Origin of the sequence: Arthrobacter terrae, from assembly GCF_015708085.1 — a bacterium.
Lineage (GTDB): Bacteria > Actinomycetota > Actinomycetes > Actinomycetales > Micrococcaceae > Arthrobacter_M > Arthrobacter_M terrae.
In genome coordinates this window covers 1-14,438 of sequence record NZ_JADNYM010000005.1, presented here as the reverse complement: position 1 = coordinate 14,438, position 14,438 = coordinate 1, and the positions used below count along the sequence as shown (strand labels likewise).

Below are 14,438 nucleotides of genomic sequence, written 5' to 3'. Positions count from 1 at the left end.
TAAAACCAGAAAGTACGGCATCGACATGGCACCGACAGTTTCTTCCCCGGCCAGCGCGACGTGGCAGGAACGCTGGGCGCGCAACCTTGCGGCCATTATCCGGTTCCAGGCAGAGAAAGGCCGGCTTCCCGTGCAGGGCGCAAAGGAAACCACCGAACGTAAGCTTGCCTCCTGGCTTTCAGTCCAGAGGATGCGTGCCGGTCCAGCACGTGCCAACACGTTGGACAAGGACCTGCCCGGCTGGAGGGGGGAGTCCCGCACTTCCCAGTGGGAGACGAAAATGGAGGCAGCAGCGGTGTTCGCAGCCGCCCATGGTCATCACCCCCGCTCCAAAAGTTCGAACCGTGCCGAGAAACTCCTCGGCTACTGGCTGGTGCACCAGCGCCGCACGGCAACCCCGGAGCGGGTAGCCCGCCTGGACGAGAGGATCCCTGACTGGCGCGAATCGCAGCATCAGGCCTGGACCGTGACTGTGGATCAGATCGCGGTGTTTGTGAAGCAGCACGGCCACATCCCGCACCAGACCGGGCAGGACGCTTCCGAAAGGCACCTCGCCAACTGGCTGAAAGGGGAGCGCATGAACCCCAGACCTGAACGGGTTACTGCCCTGGACAATGCCGCACCAGGCTGGCGGGGCAACCACCCCGGTCTGCGATCGTGGGAAGATTCGTTGACCGCGGTGAGGAAGTTTCTCGCCGACAACGGGCGGCTTCCGTCCGGTGGCGCTGACGACGTGCAGCGCCGCCTGGCCGTATGGGTATCTGACCAGTCCCGTCGCGCCACCGATGAGCAGCGTTCCACCCTCGACCGTTTGATCCCGGGATGGCAACCGACATTGGTGTCGTGGAAGGATCGCCATGAGTCCGTAATGGCCTTCCACGACACCAATGGCAGGTTCCCGGACCGGACGGACACCGGTGAAGCGAAGACCCTTGCGATGTGGCTTATCTACCAACGCCACGCCGCATCTTCTGATGCCCGGACACTTCTGGACGCATCCATCCCTGGTTGGCACGTGACACTCGATGACAAATGGGATGCACGGTTGAACGAACTGAAAACCTACGTTTCCGGCCACGGCTGTTTGCCCCACACAAGAAGCTCTGAGGTAGCTGAGAAATCACTGGGCCGGTGGATGGAAAAGCAGCGCAGGACTACGGACCCGACCAGAACCGAGCGCCTTGATGCCAGCGTTCCCGGTTGGCGGGGTCGGGGCGCCACCGTGTAATCCAGCGAGGCAGCCTCTGGGGCTGGCCCCTTGGCTGCCCCATGGTGTCGATGGATGTCTGCCCCGGGTGGTTCACTATGACCTCCATCGTTCCGCGAGGTGAGGTCCGAAGATGCTCCTTCAGTTCTGTCAGAAAATCTCCTCCCTGAAATCCGATAGGGGTTCAATCAACGCTGCCGGGGCCCTGGTCGGTGTCGTCGTCACCAGCCTTATAGGAGGGGTGGCGGCATCATCGGCCGGCAACGCCATCCCAATGGCCCACGACAGTGCCGCCCAACAGAACGCAGCCCAGATCGCCACCGCGCAGGGGCTCGCCCGGATCATGGACGGCACGTTCATAGACCTGGCCGGCCTCGAATCCGAAGGCTACCTACCACCCTTCCGTGCCGCGGCCGGGCCGCGCCGCTTTGCCACGCAGCCCGGAGCCCGCGGTGCGTGTTTTGTCGTCGTCAGCAGATCAGCGACCGGGAAGCACTTCTTCACCACAGACCTCATTCCTGCTCCCGAACCGCTCAACGATGATACTGAAACCGGATGCCTGACCGGCAACCAGGTGCAGACCATGATGCGCTCCCTTGACGCGGCCGTCACCAGCTGACGGTGGGTTGGGACATCTCCGGCAGGCCCAGCCTTACTCTCCGGACCGGTTGTGCCGATAAAGGACGGTGAACTGCCGATGAGGTGGAGACACTTTTCGTGAATGCCGCACACATGATCCGGGTTACGCCACCGGCCGCATGTGAGCCGGGCATGCGATGTCCCCGATAAGAAATTCTGGTTATGAAAAAGTTTGCCCTCAGCGTTTACACGCTGCCCCTTGCTCTTGCCCTTGCCCTGGGCTGCGCTTCGCTCCCGTCCACGGGAGCGTCCGCTGCCGGACCGACTGACACCCCATCCGTTGGGGTCAGCTCCGATCTCGTACCTGTTATGCCGGGGACGCCTAAACCACCAGCGGATATGACCCTGCCAAAGGGGGGTGCTCTGACACCGGCTGGCACGACTGCCAGGAATCCGCTGTCCGCCACTGTAAATTCAGACTCCACCGACACCTACGCTGCGCAGGTCCTCGACCTGATGAACGCCCAGCGCCGCAATGTCGGGGTGCCTGCTCTGCGCTGGAACCAAAAGGTCGCTGACGTCTCCCAGGAATGGGCGAACCATCTTGGTGAAGCCACCAAGGACCCCAACTTTGATTGGGGGACCATCCACCGGGCCGACGGTGGCGGCCCGAGGATTTCAGCTGGCGCGACGTGGTACGCCGAAATCATCGGTTTCAATTTCACGCCCCAAAACATTGTCGACTGGTGGATGAATTCGCCCTCACACAAGGCCGCCATGCTGGACGGCCGCGAAACCGACGCCGGCGTCGGCTATGTTATACCGACCTCCGGACCGTACGCGGGCTGGCATATGGTCGTCTCTAACATGGCCGGCTATCGCTCTTCTGTGCAGGCACCAGCACCAGCACCAGCACCAGCACCAGCACCAGCACCAGCACCAGCGTCCCCTTTCGGCGACTTGCGTGCCGGGCAGCAGTTCCTCACTGAAATGAACTGGCTTGCGGACAGGCATATCTCAACAGGCTGGGCTGAAGCGAACGGCACCAAGACGTACCGGCCCTTCGATACCGTGAACCGGGATGCCATGGCTGCGTTCATGTATCGCCTCGCCGGTTCGCCCACGTATACAGCGCCCAAGAAATCCCCTTTCGCGGACGTCTCCACCGGGCAGCAGTTCTACAAAGAAATGGCCTGGCTCGCTTCCAAGAAGATTTCCACCGGCTGGACCGAAGCGAACGGCACCAAGACGTACCGGCCCTTCGAATCCGTGAACCGGGATGCCATGGCCGCGTTCATGTACCGTCTCTCTGGCTCACCGGCGTTCAACACCCCAAGGAACTCCCCGTTCGGGGACGTTTCCACAGGACAGCAGTTCTTCAAAGAAATTTCCTGGCTGTCCGCGAAGGGGATCTCCAGCGGCTGGACCGAAGACAACGGCACCCGGACTTTCAAATCAGTGCAAAGCGTGAACCGCGACGCCATGGCCGCCTTCATGTATCGATGGGCCCACTAACCACACGGTGAGCCGCATTACCTGTGCCTCACACATGAGGTCCAAGTCCGGGAAACCGGGTTCCGAAGAACGGGGAAAGCGCGACCCGGAGGACGGACAGGGAGACTGGTCGGCACCAGTCCACCTGGTCCTAGATTGGAACCCCCTAAGACGGGGCCCGGAATCGATTACCGGCCATGGACAAAGAGGCCCGGAAAGAGTGGCCTCCCGAGGGTAGCCGACGGGTGAGAAGGGCGGAGCTGAGAGCGTGCAGAGTCGCTACCGGTCTTCGGACCGGGCGGGTTCAACCCCCGACGGGCGTCGTCCTTCAACATAGAAGGGCCGGGAAGTCTGACTTCCCGGCCCTCCTTACTGCCCGAGTAGGGCCGTCATCGTAATATCTACGCATATTTCAGGGTAGAAGCCATTGGAAAGGCCGCGACCCTTGGATCACACCGACCGCCAGCAGTTGACATGCGGCCCTGCCCTGCCAGCAGGATGGCTGTCATGAACCGCTACGACGTGCTCGGCGTCCGGGTCGACGCCGCCCCGGACGATATTAAGAAGGCCTACCGGAAACTTGCGGCCAAGACACATCCGGACCGCAACGGTGAAGACATGACACCCCTGTTCCGGTCAGTCCAGGATGCCTACGAGACCCTCTCCGATCCGCTGAAGCGTGCCGCCTATGACCGTGAACTGAATAAAGTCACAGCCCCGCAGGCGGAACCGGCAGCCCCTGCAGAGCCAGCACAGTTTTACCGCTTTGAAGAACCCGAGCAGCAATACCACCCAGCGGATTCTGAGGCCCCCTCACAGCAGCGCGCCCAATCCGGACGAGAAGTAAAAATCCGGCGAATCAAGATCGGCGCCATTGCCTCCGTATTTGTCGTGTTAAGCGGTTACTGGCTGTTCCAGGAGATTCAGCTTTGGCAGCTCGTACAGCCCAAGGAGGGGGTTCGCATGCTGACGTTCCAGAGTCTCCCTGCCATCGTCTACGCCGTGCTGTGGACTTTCGGAACACTGGTAGCCACCGTCGCCGATGACCTCAGCACAGCGCTGAAGACCCCTTTCGGGTGCGCGGCCGCGTCGGGCGGTTTCGCATTTATCACTGCCACCGGATCCCTGGATGTTTGGATCCCAGCCCTGGTCACTGGGATCATCCTCAGCTTCGTCACCGGCCTGGCAATACGCATCAGAGAACCACTGGCCCACTGGATCCGGTGAGAGCCGCCTGCGGCACCTCACACATGGGACCCATGCGCACCCGTGTGGTTGGACGAGCTAACGCCACGATTGTCGCCTCGGCAGCCCATCATCCTTTGAAAGAGAGAATCACCGTGTCTGAAACCCGCACCACCGTATCGGCCATCTGGTCCGATGGCCTCGGCCGCGCCGGCATCCGCTCCGCCCAGACCCTCCTTGTCGGCGCCCTCGCCTGTGCCGTGCTGTGGTCCCTGACCCGAGTACCGGTCGTCATCATCCCTGTGACGATCGCGCTCATTCTGGCCTCCGCCATTGCGCCGCTGGTGCGCTGGCTGACCACTCGCGGCTGGTCCCGCATAGCGGCAACTGGAGCGTCCTTCGTCGGTATTCTGACCATGTTCGGAAGCGTTATCACCGGCGTCGGTTTCCTCGTCCGGGCTCAGTCAAAAGAGCTGGCCGCCAAGGCGGCAACGGGCATCGACCAGCTGCACGTCTTCTTGAATGACGGACCGATCCCCGTCAGCGACGAACAGCTAACCTCCGCCTGGGACTCCATCAGGAACTTCTTCACCTCCAGCACCTTTGGCAGCGAAGCGCTCACCGGGGCACGGACCGTCGGGGAAATCCTCGCCGGCCTCGTGCTCATGGCCGTCACATTGTTCTTCTTCCTGCTCGACGGGGACAAGATCCGGGACTTCCTCATTGGGTTCATGCCAGCTAACCACCAGACGAAAGCGCGTCTGGCTGCCGAACGCTCAACCCTCGTGTTGGGCGGCTATGTCCGCGGTACAGCCATTGTCGCCGCCGTTGACGGTCTCGTCGTTGGGATCGCCCTGGCCATTCTGGGTGTCCCGCTTGCTCTGCCCCTGGGCGTGTTCATCTTCATCGGCGGTTTCATCCCGATTGTCGGAGCGACAGCGGCAGGAAGCTTCGCTGTGGCTATCGCGTTGATCTCCAACGGACCGGTCACCGCCCTGATCGTGCTGGCTGTCGTCATTGGTGTCAACCAGCTCGAGCACCATTTCCTCCAGCCAGTCCTGATGGGCCGGGTCCTGAGTATCCATGGACTTGCCATCCTGCTCGCCCTCGCCGCCGGAACCATGCTCGCCGGCATCACCGGGGCGCTGCTGGCCGTCCCGCTTACCGCCGTCGGATGGACCGTTTACAAGACCTGGTCAGGACGGGGAGCACCCGCTCCCGCCGAAACCGCGGCAGAAGTTACAGCAGTCTGACACCTGCATTCCGGGCTCAAGATGGGCATCGCCCCGATAATCGACACCTACCAGTGCTCTGATGCGGTTAGCGGCTTACCGGGAGGAGAGGGACGACCATGCACCGGCTGGGCGAGGGGTGCTCTCGGCCGACCCGAGGATCGCCAGATCCAGGTCGTCGGAAATACCCCACCACTTCTCGGCCCCGGAAAGGATCACCCCTGCCGCCAGTTGGCCACGGTACCGGGCTTCACTGGACGCAGACCGCAGCCGAAGCTGCCAGTTGACCCGTGACGGGTGGGTTGTCGGAGCCAGCGGTGCGGTCCCCAGCAGACCGGCTGCGGAATCGCCCGCACCGGTGCCATGCAAAGTTCGGATGCCATCCTCAAGGCCTGCAGCGAACTCCTTCCCTTCAGCCGTGCCGTGGTTCAGCGCGGCACTCTCCCAGCGGGCAAAGGCGTCGAGATTTTCCTGCTGGACTGACCCTCTTGACAGCGGACCATCGACAACGGATCCGGCTAAGATTTCCGCACACGATTTATTTCCGAACACCCACGACCCCGGACGCAGCGCCGGGAGGCCCCAATACCGGGCATCGAAACCTTTTTCGCTGAGGGTCACTGCTGGTTCGCGATGGGATACGGCAGCGAACTTCCCCCGGCTGCGCGGATGCTTGGACTCATCGAAAGCGTTCATACCTATTAGTGTGCGGCATCTGAACCTTTCGTCCGACGATGTCGCATCCGAGGCCGACCGGGGAGGGTTCCGGTGGCTGCCTCACACATGGGATTCATGACCGTTATTAAAGCGTTTGCGAATGTCCCCATGGACGCCACTGTGGCCAGTTTGAAGACTGGCCCCACTGAGATTTACCGACACCAGCGGACTGCAGCCGAAGCCGTACCGAAGGATCACCGGACCGTGCACGTGACCTTGGATGTCCCCTCGGATCTCCAGTTCGTCATCAAGCGTCCGGCCGCGACCGATATCCCCCAGTTCCGCATCGACACCTTCGTCGATGCCGCCACAATCGCCATCGGTGCCGGGACACGTGTCGGGTTTATTCACGTGGTAATCCCGTCCGGCAAAAAGAACCCGGAAGAAGCGCAGCCACTGGCAACGTACATCACCGCGTTCTCCTTCCTTGAAGACCGCCTGGCAGCCTGATCATGGAAGCGTCAAAACTCCGGAACACCATCGTTACCGTATCCACTATCGGATACACCTCCACCATCCTTAGCGATGACGGCGAATCCGGCGCGGCATCTTTCCTGTTCCCGAGGCCTCGTTCATCCCGTACCTGTCCTGATGAGGGCACGGGAGTCGTTACACCGTCCGTTCATTTCCAGGCTGACGGCACCGAAGCGCGAACAATATGGATCGACGGATCGCCCAATGAACTTCCCGAAGAGATCAACACGGTAATCGCCGGGCTTGCCAATCAAGCCACAGCCTTGGAGCACAGGCAGGCGGAAGCGTACAAAATCCTGCCGGTCCCCGAATCCGTCGCGGAACGGTTCCGCACCATTGATCCAGCAGCCACTGTCGAAGACATCCGCGCCGCCGAGGCAGCCTCCGCTGGGCTCTCCGCCCTGGACACGAATCTGAGCACTGATCAGATCGCGCTGTGGATCACCCGCCATTTCGTTTCCCGTGAGACCTACAACGACAAGGCAGCCGAACTGGAATCGGTGTTCGGAGAGCTGGAAGAAATGACCGACGCGGGCTGCGAATGCGGTCCGGCCATCACCGACCAGGAGAAAGCGACCCTCGACGCTGTGAATGACCTGCGGTTCCGCAGGGAGTGGGCGTTGGAGTTCCGTCCCGGACGGACCACCATGGAAAAGGTTGTCGACCTCTTCGAAACGGCGGCGGCCTGATGGACGCCCGGTAAGCTCGGCCCATATGTGATTTTCCTGCACCGAAGCTGACAGACAAGCCCATTCAGTGGCATCTCTTAGTCGGCTGGGTAGCCACCCACCTATTTCCCCTTTGTTACAACTCACAGAAATGGAATCCCCATGGCTCTTAGCCTCAAAAAAATCGAAGAAACTGCACCTGCTCTCCTCTCGCTTGCCAAGGAGGCCACAGGGGCACTTGATCGCGCAGGGCTGACCGGACACAAAGCGAAGGTTGCCTTCGTGCTGGACCACTCCGGCTCCATGTCCCGGCAGTATTCATCCGGAGCCATGCAGCGGTTTGCCGAAAAAGCACTCGTCCTGGGCACCCAGTTCGACGACGACGGCCAGATCGATTTCTTCGTCTTCGATTCCGACGCTGACTATCTTGGCGAAATCTCCCTGGACAACTACAAAGGCAGTGTTGACCGCCTCCGCAAGGGCCGGCATATGGGCACCACCAATTACGCGGCAGCTTTCTCATCCGTCCTGAAGCACTACGGGTTCGTCGCGTCACCGTCGGCGCCGCAGAAGCGCACCCTGTTTGGACGGCTCAAAGGACCGGCCCCAGTAGAACTGACGTCCCTTCCGGTGAAGGAACCCGTGTACGTCATTTTCCTCACAGACGGTGCCCCCGACTCGAGGACCGAGGCGACGAAAGGCTTGATCGCCGCAGCCGAACACCCGGTGTTCTGGAAGTTCATTTCGATCAGCCCGACACCCATCCCGTTCCTGGAAAAGCTCGATGAGATGCCTGGCCGGAAAGTCGACAACGCCAACTACCAGGATGTCGCCGACGTCGACAAGCTCAACGATGATGAGCTGTTCCGTGTCCTGCTGGAGGAGTACCCTGACTGGCTCAACGCAGCCCGCGGCGCCGGCCTCGTGCAGTAATGCTTGCAGGCTGCCGGGGCGTGGATCGTCTCGGCAGCCTCGGCGCTCCATCAGGTGGTGAGGGCGCTGCCCGACGCCTCACACATAATGCCCATGACCCAAAACCCTCAGAATGCGATCAACCGCAGCGTGCTACGCCGTCTCTCCGTTCAGCCGGAACGTTCAACCGAGGGTTGGGTTTCTGAAGCCCTCGACATCGTTGGTGACACCGTGGGTAGGGGGGCGACCCGGCTCAGCGAAGAGACAGGTTTGTCCGTCATGCTCGCGCGTTTGTACCTTGTCGAGCAACTCCGTGTGGCCCTTCGTGCAGTAGTAGAAGCCGACGCCGGTGAAGCAAGGGCCCAGGAGGACACTCTCTCCAATATTGCCGAAGCCGCGCAGCTGTCGCTCCCGAGCCTGAGAAGGACTTTTCCAAGCATGGACGAGGTCGTCGAAGCCCGACAAAGAGTCGAAACGACGGGCAAGACTGAAGTCATTCTGATCCGCGACCAGCACATCACCCTTGCTCCTTTCGAGGAACCCAACAGCCGGCATCCTGGGATCTAACCCGACCAGATTCTTCTGGATAAAACCCCGATTAGTCCTCGTAGGGAAGAAACCCACATGCAGCTTGATGATTTTCCGGAATTAGCCGCAACCGCCCGTGACGAACTCAGCTTGACCGTACTCGTAGCCATGCGTTCGGCAGTTACAGAACTTGCAAGCGACCTGAACGAGCGCTTCAAAGACTCACTCCCTCAGTTGGTGAGCTCAGCGACTATCCGTTTATGGCTGGCGAAAGAAATGCAGAATGTCGCCAAGACCTATGCATCCTGGGAGGCCGGCTCTACTGAATATCACGACAAGACGCCCGCCTACGTGGTCGGCCAGAACATCGGCCAAACAAGCTCGAGCAACTACCGGCTTGCATATCCTGAGGCCAGAACGGTAGCTGCCGGATACGAGCAGGTGCAGGCAACAGGTCAGAGCCGGCAGATCATCGTCGACGGCTACCGCGTCATCTTGGAACCAGTCGACCAGTGACCAGCACGGTGAGCGAGGCCCGGCCTGCCTCACACATGATGCCCATGAGCGAAAAACCCCATGCAGAAAACATGGCTGCGGACGACGACAGGATGCTTGCCGGCATCCGTGCCCGCGCTGAAGCACGTAACACTTCCGGCCTGATCGGTGGTGTCCGCGAATGGTCCGACATCAACCACTTGTTGGGCGTCATTGACCGGCTGCGGGTTGAGTTGGCGACGGTGCATGAACCGGTTGCAGTGAGCCCGGACGGCCACGCGCCGACGCCGGCCGAATACCCGGAGGAACTGTTCGACGAGGACGGCTATCCGTCCGACGAGGCGCTGGCCTATCTGGATGCCTTTCCCGGCTCACCCAACGAACTCATCGACTACGTTGCGGAGTTGATGGCCGGTTACGGCTCTGTACGCCGGTCGGACATCGAAGATTACTGGGGTCAGCCAAAGGTGGAAGTCAAGATGGTTACAGGCGGCTGGTCCGGGTGCGAACAGGTGCTCAGCCATCTGGCGCAGACAATGTTCCACTTCTGCTTCTGGGAGTCCTCCAGCCGCGGCGGCGCCGTCGTCTACCGGCTCCGCCCAGCCGACCTGCACCTTGCCGGGTTGTGGTGCAATCCCAAACATTTCAGCCAGAAAATCCACGAGGAGTGACCATGGCTTACGGCCGACCCGATTTCATCACGACCCGCCTGCTCGATGACGACACAATGGAGCATCTGAACCACTGCCTTCCCGACGGCTACCGGATCAACCCGAGGCAGGTACGCGCCTACTCCCGGCCCACAATGTTTGGGAGTACTGCCGGACCATGGGGCGGCATCGGTGGCGCTGCGATGACAACATTCCAGATCACGATGCTGGTTCAGGGCAATCTCGCTGTCGTCTTCGTGGATGAGAAGCCTTTCGGCTACACCATCAAACCAGGTGCCGGACAGCTCCTTATCGATGGCGATCTGCCACTGGAGGGCGCAGACGTAATGCGCTTCCCACAGTGACCGCCCAATAGGGCTGGTACGGACCTATCAGACGCATAAGGCATTTCATTCAAATTACATTCAGAGAAGGAATCATGGAAAAGCACTGGTCGCGGTACGCTCCCGGAACGGGATGGGGGTGGCGGTATCGGCACTGCCTCGCCTGCGGCAAAGTATGGCAAAACCAAGGTCAGCTTCCCCTACTGCGTAAAGGCGGGAAACCGTGAGCCCGACGGCACCACGCCGAGGCTAACCAGGGCCGGCATCTGACGCCCGGACGCGTGTCTGCAGACCGCCGGGGAACGCCAATAGATTGCGTCCGTAGCGGTGAGCTGTGCCGCTAGCTCCGCATACATGATCCCATGAGCACCCTACCTATTGACGGCCACGTGCTGGCCACGAAAGGAACACCTTGAATATCGAAGGCTATTTCAGCCAATTTGGGACGGTACTGACATTCGTCGGCTTCGGCCTCTCAGCCACTGCTGTGCTTTGTTTTACCTTCTACAAAGCCACTAAGCGCCGGTGGTTTGTATCCGGCTTGGTAGTGGCCGCTTTGATTGTGGGGGTCGGGGCCTTCGCCATCCCCGTGATTCAAGGATTGGCCGAATCTGAAGCCAACCAGAAATTTGAGCATGTCCTCTCCAACGACTACAGCGCCACAAGCGACAAGAACTTCATGGAGCTCCTTAGGAATACCGGCGAAGGCGCCCAGGCTTTTGCGAACTTCACTATAAACGGCGAAGCTACGAGAGTTATGGTCACCCGTGACGGTAATCAGATGGAATTTGCAAAGATCACCGGAGCACTGTCGAAGTTAAGAGGCCACTGAGAACGTTGGTGGCTGACCCCCCCCCCGTGGCAAGACCTGGCCGCATCCGGCCTGCGAGGAGATCATCTTCCTCGCCCTCAAAGACGGCCACAACTACCAGCCCAACCGGACGTTCTACGCCATCAAGGACGAACTCGAAAAGCAATGCCAAGTCGCCGCCGAAAACAATGATGAGCTTCCCGCTGCACTGGCTGGACTAGAAACGATTGCTTGGGATGCCCCCGGTGAGCGCAACCCCTAATTCCGTACACATGATGGGTATGGATACCTCACTACCGAGCATCACTTCAACGGCCGCCAACGACGCGGAACGCATTTTCGTCGCCCTGGCCCGCTGCCTCAACTTGTTTTCGAAACCAATCAACGCGGAGATGCGTGCCCGTGTCTTCAACTTCCTGGAAACCCCGACGAAGGAGAACTGGGAGGATTGCCGGACCATCCTCGTCGGCATCCACCAGACCCTTTGGCAGGCCGTCATCGCGACCGGCGCCCCGGCGTATACGGTTCCAAGCCCTGAAGATGTCCTGACCGCCCTTGAAAACTCGATCGTGGTGCCGGTATGAGCGCCACGCCCCTGGAAAAGATCGAACGCACCCGGATGGTTCTCGGCGCGCTCTGCGACGGCATGACCGGCAGTGAAGTCGGTTCCCGACTTGGTCTGCGCATCGCCGAACTTCACGACGAACTCTCCGCCGGTATCGCAGAATTGCGGGCTCAACAAACCAACAACAGCAGCGATGACAGTCCTTACGAGTACCGCTTCAACGCTGTCGCCGCGGGGTGGGTTACTCTGCGTGAGCAGGCTTCCGTCAGGCATTTCCTCGAGCGCGGCAAGAGTGTCGAACGCCGGCTCGATCTCCCTTGGGAGCCGGTCGCAGGTTTGTCAGATGTCTGACCAAATTGCGGAAACGGACGGCCCCGAGGTGGGTATGTGGCCCTTCGGCTATGACGCCAAAGAGCCCGTCATCCCGTACTCGGAGCGCATTTTTGCTGCCTCAGCCGAACTGCACGCAGCCTATGCGCGCGACGAGCCGTGGACCCGGCAGATGCCTCTTTCCGAAGCGTCCGTACTGTTGGTGACCGAGACAATTGACACTGCCATTTGGCGGCTCATCAACACCTGGAGGGACCGATGGACCGCAGGGGACCAGCAGCCTTTTCCTGCTGCAAATGACGTTCATAACGAGCTTATCCGCATCGTCGCACTAGAAGGCAAAGCTGAACAGGCCGCCCTGAAAGCAGAAATTGCATGAACGAACCATCGAATTTTTTCAAGCTCCCCCGGTTCCTGACCAAAGGCCTGAACGTTTCAGAAGAACGGAAAAACTGACCATGCTTGAAATTCTCAGCTACGCAGGGCAAGTTGTCGTGGGTTTTGGCGTAATCCTCATGTTTGCGGGGCGTTTTATGCAACGCTTACCCGTAAAACCTAACCGTACCGCGGTGCCGGATGTGAAACCGGAAGATCCGGCACCATGACGGCACACGTAATGGCGAACGACCTGGTCACCGCCGGACGTCGGGACGACCCACTGGAGGCGATCCATTCAGCGATCGCCTTCGGTGGCCTGGACTGGAGCATAGGGCGCGAGACAGCCTGGATTTACGGGATTACCGTTGGGTGGGGGGCAGGGATGTCCTCCGTCGCAGCGCGGCACGGCTGGTCACCTGAGAAGGTGGCCCGGCTGCGGCGTCTGCGGGCCAAGTACCGCGCCTTGGAACGGGTCGAGGAACGCAGGGCTGCCGCTGCGCGAAAGGGTTCCCAATGAGCGGCCGAGCGAACGCGAACCTGCTCGGCAACGCCAAGACAGATCTCGCTGGCATGCACACTGCTTTGAGCGCGGTACTGGCCATCCATGCGCCTGTCAGCCGCTATCACCACGACCGGTGGGCAGAGAAAACGTTTGCCGCTACGGAGGCAGCCGAAACTGACTTTCACGAGCAGTGTTCCGGTGAGGACTGCGAACCACCGAGCATCAGGGCTGCGCAGCACTGCGCCGCCTGTGGACCAGGCATTCAGTACCCGTGCATGACCGCTGCGGCAGCCCTTGGGGACAGCTAAAGCAGATGCCGTACACATGAGGCACATGAGAGATATCGGCTTCATCGTCATCGAGTTCAACCAGGCTTCGGGTCAACCCGGCATTCCGTACGGGTCCGACGTTCACCCAACCCTCGCAGATGCTGAGAGTGCCGCTGAAACTTTGCGGGCTGAAACAGCTGCCGCCGGCAGGCGTGAACGCTACGTCGTCGTCGAGCTGTCCGTCGAAGATGACGGCTGGTGAGCGCGCCCCGTCCTTTAGCGGACTGAGGTACCAAGCCGCATGACACTGTCTTACTTCAGCTGACAAAGCTATTGGTTAGGGAAAAAATGTTTCCGATTGAAATGCGAGGCACCGCACGTCCCGTCCACCTCTGGGCGCACGAGTATGACGTCGAACCCGCTGCCTTACAGCAGCTCCGCAACATCGCCTCCCTGGAATGGGTCCACGGCGTCCGTGTAATGCCGGACGTCCACCTGGGCAAAGGTGCTACGGTCGGGTCCGTCATCGCTATGCGCCAGGCAGTATCCCCGTCCGCCGTCGGCGTGGACATCGGCTGCGGCGTCTCTGCCGTCAAGACATCCCTGACAGAGAATGATCTGGACAACCTGCACGTTCTTCGGCAAGCCATCGAAATGGCCATACCGGTCGGTTTCAACTCCCACAACCGCGAAGTGAACCTGAAGCGACTCGGCCTCGAGAGCGGGGTCAAGGGCTTCTGGGCGGGGTTCAAGGACTTGCACCCCTCAGTCCAGAAGTTGGAATCGCGCGCCCATTCACAGCTCGGAACCCTCGGCGGCGGCAACCACTTCATCGAAGTCTGCGTCGATGAAGTCGGCAACGTCTGGCTCACGCTGCACAGCGGGTCACGGAACATCGGCAAGTCCCTGGCAGAGGTCCATATCGATATCGCCAAGGGCCTGAGCCACAACAACGGAATCGTAGACAAGGACTCAGGGCTCTGGACATAGCTGGCTGGGCGTTGGATGGTTTGTTGATTCTCCGCGGTTTTTCTTGCCTGGAAACTGTTAATTACGCCCATAATGTGAGATAATAAAGGTGTGATGATTTTCTTGATG

The 14,438-nt window shown here is 60.4% G+C and carries 22 protein-coding genes; 21 read left to right on the top strand and 1 reads right to left on the bottom strand.

The annotated features are described in order from the left end of the window. Positions 1 to 25 precede the first annotated feature (25 nt). The 5 genes from IV500_RS04275 (at position 26) to IV500_RS04255 (ending at position 5,718) form a co-directional block, all read left to right on the top strand. On the top strand, positions 26 to 1,228 hold the full coding sequence (locus tag IV500_RS04275) for a helicase associated domain-containing protein (protein ID WP_196395593.1): 1,203 nt from the start codon (positions 26 to 28) through the stop codon (positions 1,226 to 1,228). A gap of 112 nt (positions 1,229 to 1,340) precedes the next feature. Continuing rightward, positions 1,341 to 1,826, top strand: coding sequence for a hypothetical protein (locus tag IV500_RS04270; RefSeq protein WP_196395592.1), 486 nt, complete (start codon positions 1,341 to 1,343; stop codon positions 1,824 to 1,826). 182 nt (positions 1,827 to 2,008) lie between these two features. After that, positions 2,009 to 3,301 carry a CAP domain-containing protein gene (locus IV500_RS22100; protein ID WP_312875829.1) on the top strand — a complete coding sequence of 431 codons (1,293 nt, stop codon included), beginning with the start codon at positions 2,009 to 2,011 and terminating at the stop codon, positions 3,299 to 3,301. Positions 3,302 to 3,787: 486 nt separating this feature from the next. Then, complete coding sequence (locus IV500_RS22095; RefSeq protein ID WP_230854477.1) at positions 3,788 to 4,507, top strand: J domain-containing protein; 720 nt, start codon at positions 3,788 to 3,790, stop codon at positions 4,505 to 4,507. Positions 4,508 to 4,620: 113 nt separating this feature from the next. Further along, positions 4,621 to 5,718 (top strand): AI-2E family transporter, encoded by a 1,098-nt coding sequence (locus tag IV500_RS04255; protein WP_312875828.1) that lies wholly within the window; start codon positions 4,621 to 4,623, stop codon positions 5,716 to 5,718. A gap of 75 nt (positions 5,719 to 5,793) precedes the next feature. Here the strand turns inward: IV500_RS04255 and IV500_RS04250 are convergent, their stop codons facing one another. After that, entirely contained in the window at positions 5,794 to 6,393 is a 600-nt protein-coding gene (locus tag IV500_RS04250) for a hypothetical protein (protein ID WP_196395589.1), read from the bottom strand. 96 nt (positions 6,394 to 6,489) lie between these two features. On the opposite strand from IV500_RS04250, the gene IV500_RS04245 reads away from it, so the two are divergent. The 16 genes from IV500_RS04245 (at position 6,490) to IV500_RS04170 (ending at position 14,330) form a co-directional block, all read left to right on the top strand. After that, positions 6,490 to 6,864, top strand: coding sequence for a hypothetical protein (locus tag IV500_RS04245; protein WP_196395588.1), 375 nt, complete (start codon positions 6,490 to 6,492; stop codon positions 6,862 to 6,864). A gap of 2 nt (positions 6,865 to 6,866) precedes the next feature. Beyond that, on the top strand, positions 6,867 to 7,577 hold the full coding sequence (locus IV500_RS04240) for a hypothetical protein (protein ID WP_196395587.1): 711 nt from the start codon (positions 6,867 to 6,869) through the stop codon (positions 7,575 to 7,577). Positions 7,578 to 7,718: 141 nt separating this feature from the next. Beyond that, on the top strand, positions 7,719 to 8,489 hold the full coding sequence (locus IV500_RS04235) for a VWA domain-containing protein (protein ID WP_196395586.1): 771 nt from the start codon (positions 7,719 to 7,721) through the stop codon (positions 8,487 to 8,489). Positions 8,490 to 8,582: 93 nt separating this feature from the next. Further along, complete coding sequence (locus IV500_RS04230; protein ID WP_196395585.1) at positions 8,583 to 9,035, top strand: hypothetical protein; 453 nt, start codon at positions 8,583 to 8,585, stop codon at positions 9,033 to 9,035. Between the two features lie 57 nt (positions 9,036 to 9,092). Then, positions 9,093 to 9,512: a hypothetical protein gene (locus IV500_RS04225; RefSeq protein ID WP_196395584.1), complete on the top strand. Its 420-nt coding sequence runs from the start codon at positions 9,093 to 9,095 to the stop codon at positions 9,510 to 9,512. A 44-nt stretch (positions 9,513 to 9,556) separates the two neighbouring features. Continuing rightward, entirely contained in the window at positions 9,557 to 10,162 is a 606-nt protein-coding gene (locus IV500_RS04220; protein ID WP_196395583.1) for a hypothetical protein, read from the top strand. 2 nt (positions 10,163 to 10,164) lie between these two features. Then, entirely contained in the window at positions 10,165 to 10,506 is a 342-nt protein-coding gene (locus IV500_RS04215) for a hypothetical protein (RefSeq protein WP_196395582.1), read from the top strand. A gap of 391 nt (positions 10,507 to 10,897) precedes the next feature. Beyond that, positions 10,898 to 11,317 (top strand): hypothetical protein, encoded by a 420-nt coding sequence (locus IV500_RS04210; RefSeq protein WP_196395581.1) that lies wholly within the window; start codon positions 10,898 to 10,900, stop codon positions 11,315 to 11,317. Between the two features lie 260 nt (positions 11,318 to 11,577). Continuing rightward, on the top strand, positions 11,578 to 11,880 hold the full coding sequence (locus tag IV500_RS04205) for a hypothetical protein (RefSeq protein ID WP_196395580.1): 303 nt from the start codon (positions 11,578 to 11,580) through the stop codon (positions 11,878 to 11,880). Next, entirely contained in the window at positions 11,877 to 12,212 is a 336-nt protein-coding gene (locus tag IV500_RS04200; RefSeq protein ID WP_196395579.1) for a hypothetical protein, read from the top strand. The genes IV500_RS04205 and IV500_RS04200 overlap by 4 nt, the downstream gene beginning before the upstream one ends. Further along, positions 12,205 to 12,570, top strand: coding sequence for a hypothetical protein (locus IV500_RS04195; RefSeq protein WP_196395578.1), 366 nt, complete (start codon positions 12,205 to 12,207; stop codon positions 12,568 to 12,570). Before IV500_RS04200 ends, IV500_RS04195 begins: the two co-directional genes overlap by 8 nt. Before the next feature lie 79 nt (positions 12,571 to 12,649). After that, on the top strand, positions 12,650 to 12,796 hold the full coding sequence (locus IV500_RS04190; RefSeq protein ID WP_196395577.1) for a hypothetical protein: 147 nt from the start codon (positions 12,650 to 12,652) through the stop codon (positions 12,794 to 12,796). Continuing rightward, positions 12,793 to 13,086: a hypothetical protein gene (locus IV500_RS04185; RefSeq protein ID WP_230854475.1), complete on the top strand. Its 294-nt coding sequence runs from the start codon at positions 12,793 to 12,795 to the stop codon at positions 13,084 to 13,086. Before IV500_RS04190 ends, IV500_RS04185 begins: the two co-directional genes overlap by 4 nt. After that, positions 13,083 to 13,379 (top strand): hypothetical protein, encoded by a 297-nt coding sequence (locus IV500_RS04180; RefSeq protein WP_196395576.1) that lies wholly within the window; start codon positions 13,083 to 13,085, stop codon positions 13,377 to 13,379. Before IV500_RS04185 ends, IV500_RS04180 begins: the two co-directional genes overlap by 4 nt. A 25-nt stretch (positions 13,380 to 13,404) precedes the next feature. After that, the gene (locus IV500_RS04175; protein ID WP_196395575.1) at positions 13,405 to 13,602 is read left to right on the top strand and encodes a hypothetical protein; all 198 of its coding nucleotides are present in this window, start codon (positions 13,405 to 13,407) and stop codon (positions 13,600 to 13,602) included. An 86-nt stretch (positions 13,603 to 13,688) separates the two neighbouring features. Beyond that, a complete protein-coding gene (locus IV500_RS04170; RefSeq protein ID WP_446680229.1) occupies positions 13,689 to 14,330 on the top strand; it encodes an RtcB family protein in 642 nt (213 codons plus the stop codon). Positions 14,331 to 14,438: the final 108 nt, after the last annotated feature.

Coding starts and splice junctions, on each gene's coding strand:
- IV500_RS04275 (WP_196395593.1), top strand. CDS start 26: ATGGCACCGACAGTTTCTTCCCCGGCCAGCGCGACGTGGCAGGAACGC.
- IV500_RS04270 (WP_196395592.1), top strand. CDS start 1,341: ATGCTCCTTCAGTTCTGTCAGAAAATCTCCTCCCTGAAATCCGATAGG.
- IV500_RS22100 (WP_312875829.1), top strand. CDS start 2,009: ATGAAAAAGTTTGCCCTCAGCGTTTACACGCTGCCCCTTGCTCTTGCC.
- IV500_RS22095 (WP_230854477.1), top strand. CDS start 3,788: ATGAACCGCTACGACGTGCTCGGCGTCCGGGTCGACGCCGCCCCGGAC.
- IV500_RS04250 (WP_196395589.1), bottom strand. CDS start 6,393: ATGAACGCTTTCGATGAGTCCAAGCATCCGCGCAGCCGGGGGAAGTTC.
- IV500_RS04245 (WP_196395588.1), top strand. CDS start 6,490: ATGACCGTTATTAAAGCGTTTGCGAATGTCCCCATGGACGCCACTGTG.
- IV500_RS04240 (WP_196395587.1), top strand. CDS start 6,867: ATGGAAGCGTCAAAACTCCGGAACACCATCGTTACCGTATCCACTATC.
- IV500_RS04235 (WP_196395586.1), top strand. CDS start 7,719: ATGGCTCTTAGCCTCAAAAAAATCGAAGAAACTGCACCTGCTCTCCTC.
- IV500_RS04230 (WP_196395585.1), top strand. CDS start 8,583: ATGACCCAAAACCCTCAGAATGCGATCAACCGCAGCGTGCTACGCCGT.
- IV500_RS04225 (WP_196395584.1), top strand. CDS start 9,093: ATGCAGCTTGATGATTTTCCGGAATTAGCCGCAACCGCCCGTGACGAA.
- IV500_RS04220 (WP_196395583.1), top strand. CDS start 9,557: ATGAGCGAAAAACCCCATGCAGAAAACATGGCTGCGGACGACGACAGG.
- IV500_RS04215 (WP_196395582.1), top strand. CDS start 10,165: ATGGCTTACGGCCGACCCGATTTCATCACGACCCGCCTGCTCGATGAC.
- IV500_RS04205 (WP_196395580.1), top strand. CDS start 11,578: ATGGATACCTCACTACCGAGCATCACTTCAACGGCCGCCAACGACGCG.
- IV500_RS04200 (WP_196395579.1), top strand. CDS start 11,877: ATGAGCGCCACGCCCCTGGAAAAGATCGAACGCACCCGGATGGTTCTC.
- IV500_RS04195 (WP_196395578.1), top strand. CDS start 12,205: ATGTCTGACCAAATTGCGGAAACGGACGGCCCCGAGGTGGGTATGTGG.
- IV500_RS04190 (WP_196395577.1), top strand. CDS start 12,650: ATGCTTGAAATTCTCAGCTACGCAGGGCAAGTTGTCGTGGGTTTTGGC.
- IV500_RS04185 (WP_230854475.1), top strand. CDS start 12,793: ATGACGGCACACGTAATGGCGAACGACCTGGTCACCGCCGGACGTCGG.
- IV500_RS04180 (WP_196395576.1), top strand. CDS start 13,083: ATGAGCGGCCGAGCGAACGCGAACCTGCTCGGCAACGCCAAGACAGAT.
- IV500_RS04175 (WP_196395575.1), top strand. CDS start 13,405: ATGAGAGATATCGGCTTCATCGTCATCGAGTTCAACCAGGCTTCGGGT.
- IV500_RS04170 (WP_446680229.1), top strand. CDS start 13,689: ATGTTTCCGATTGAAATGCGAGGCACCGCACGTCCCGTCCACCTCTGG.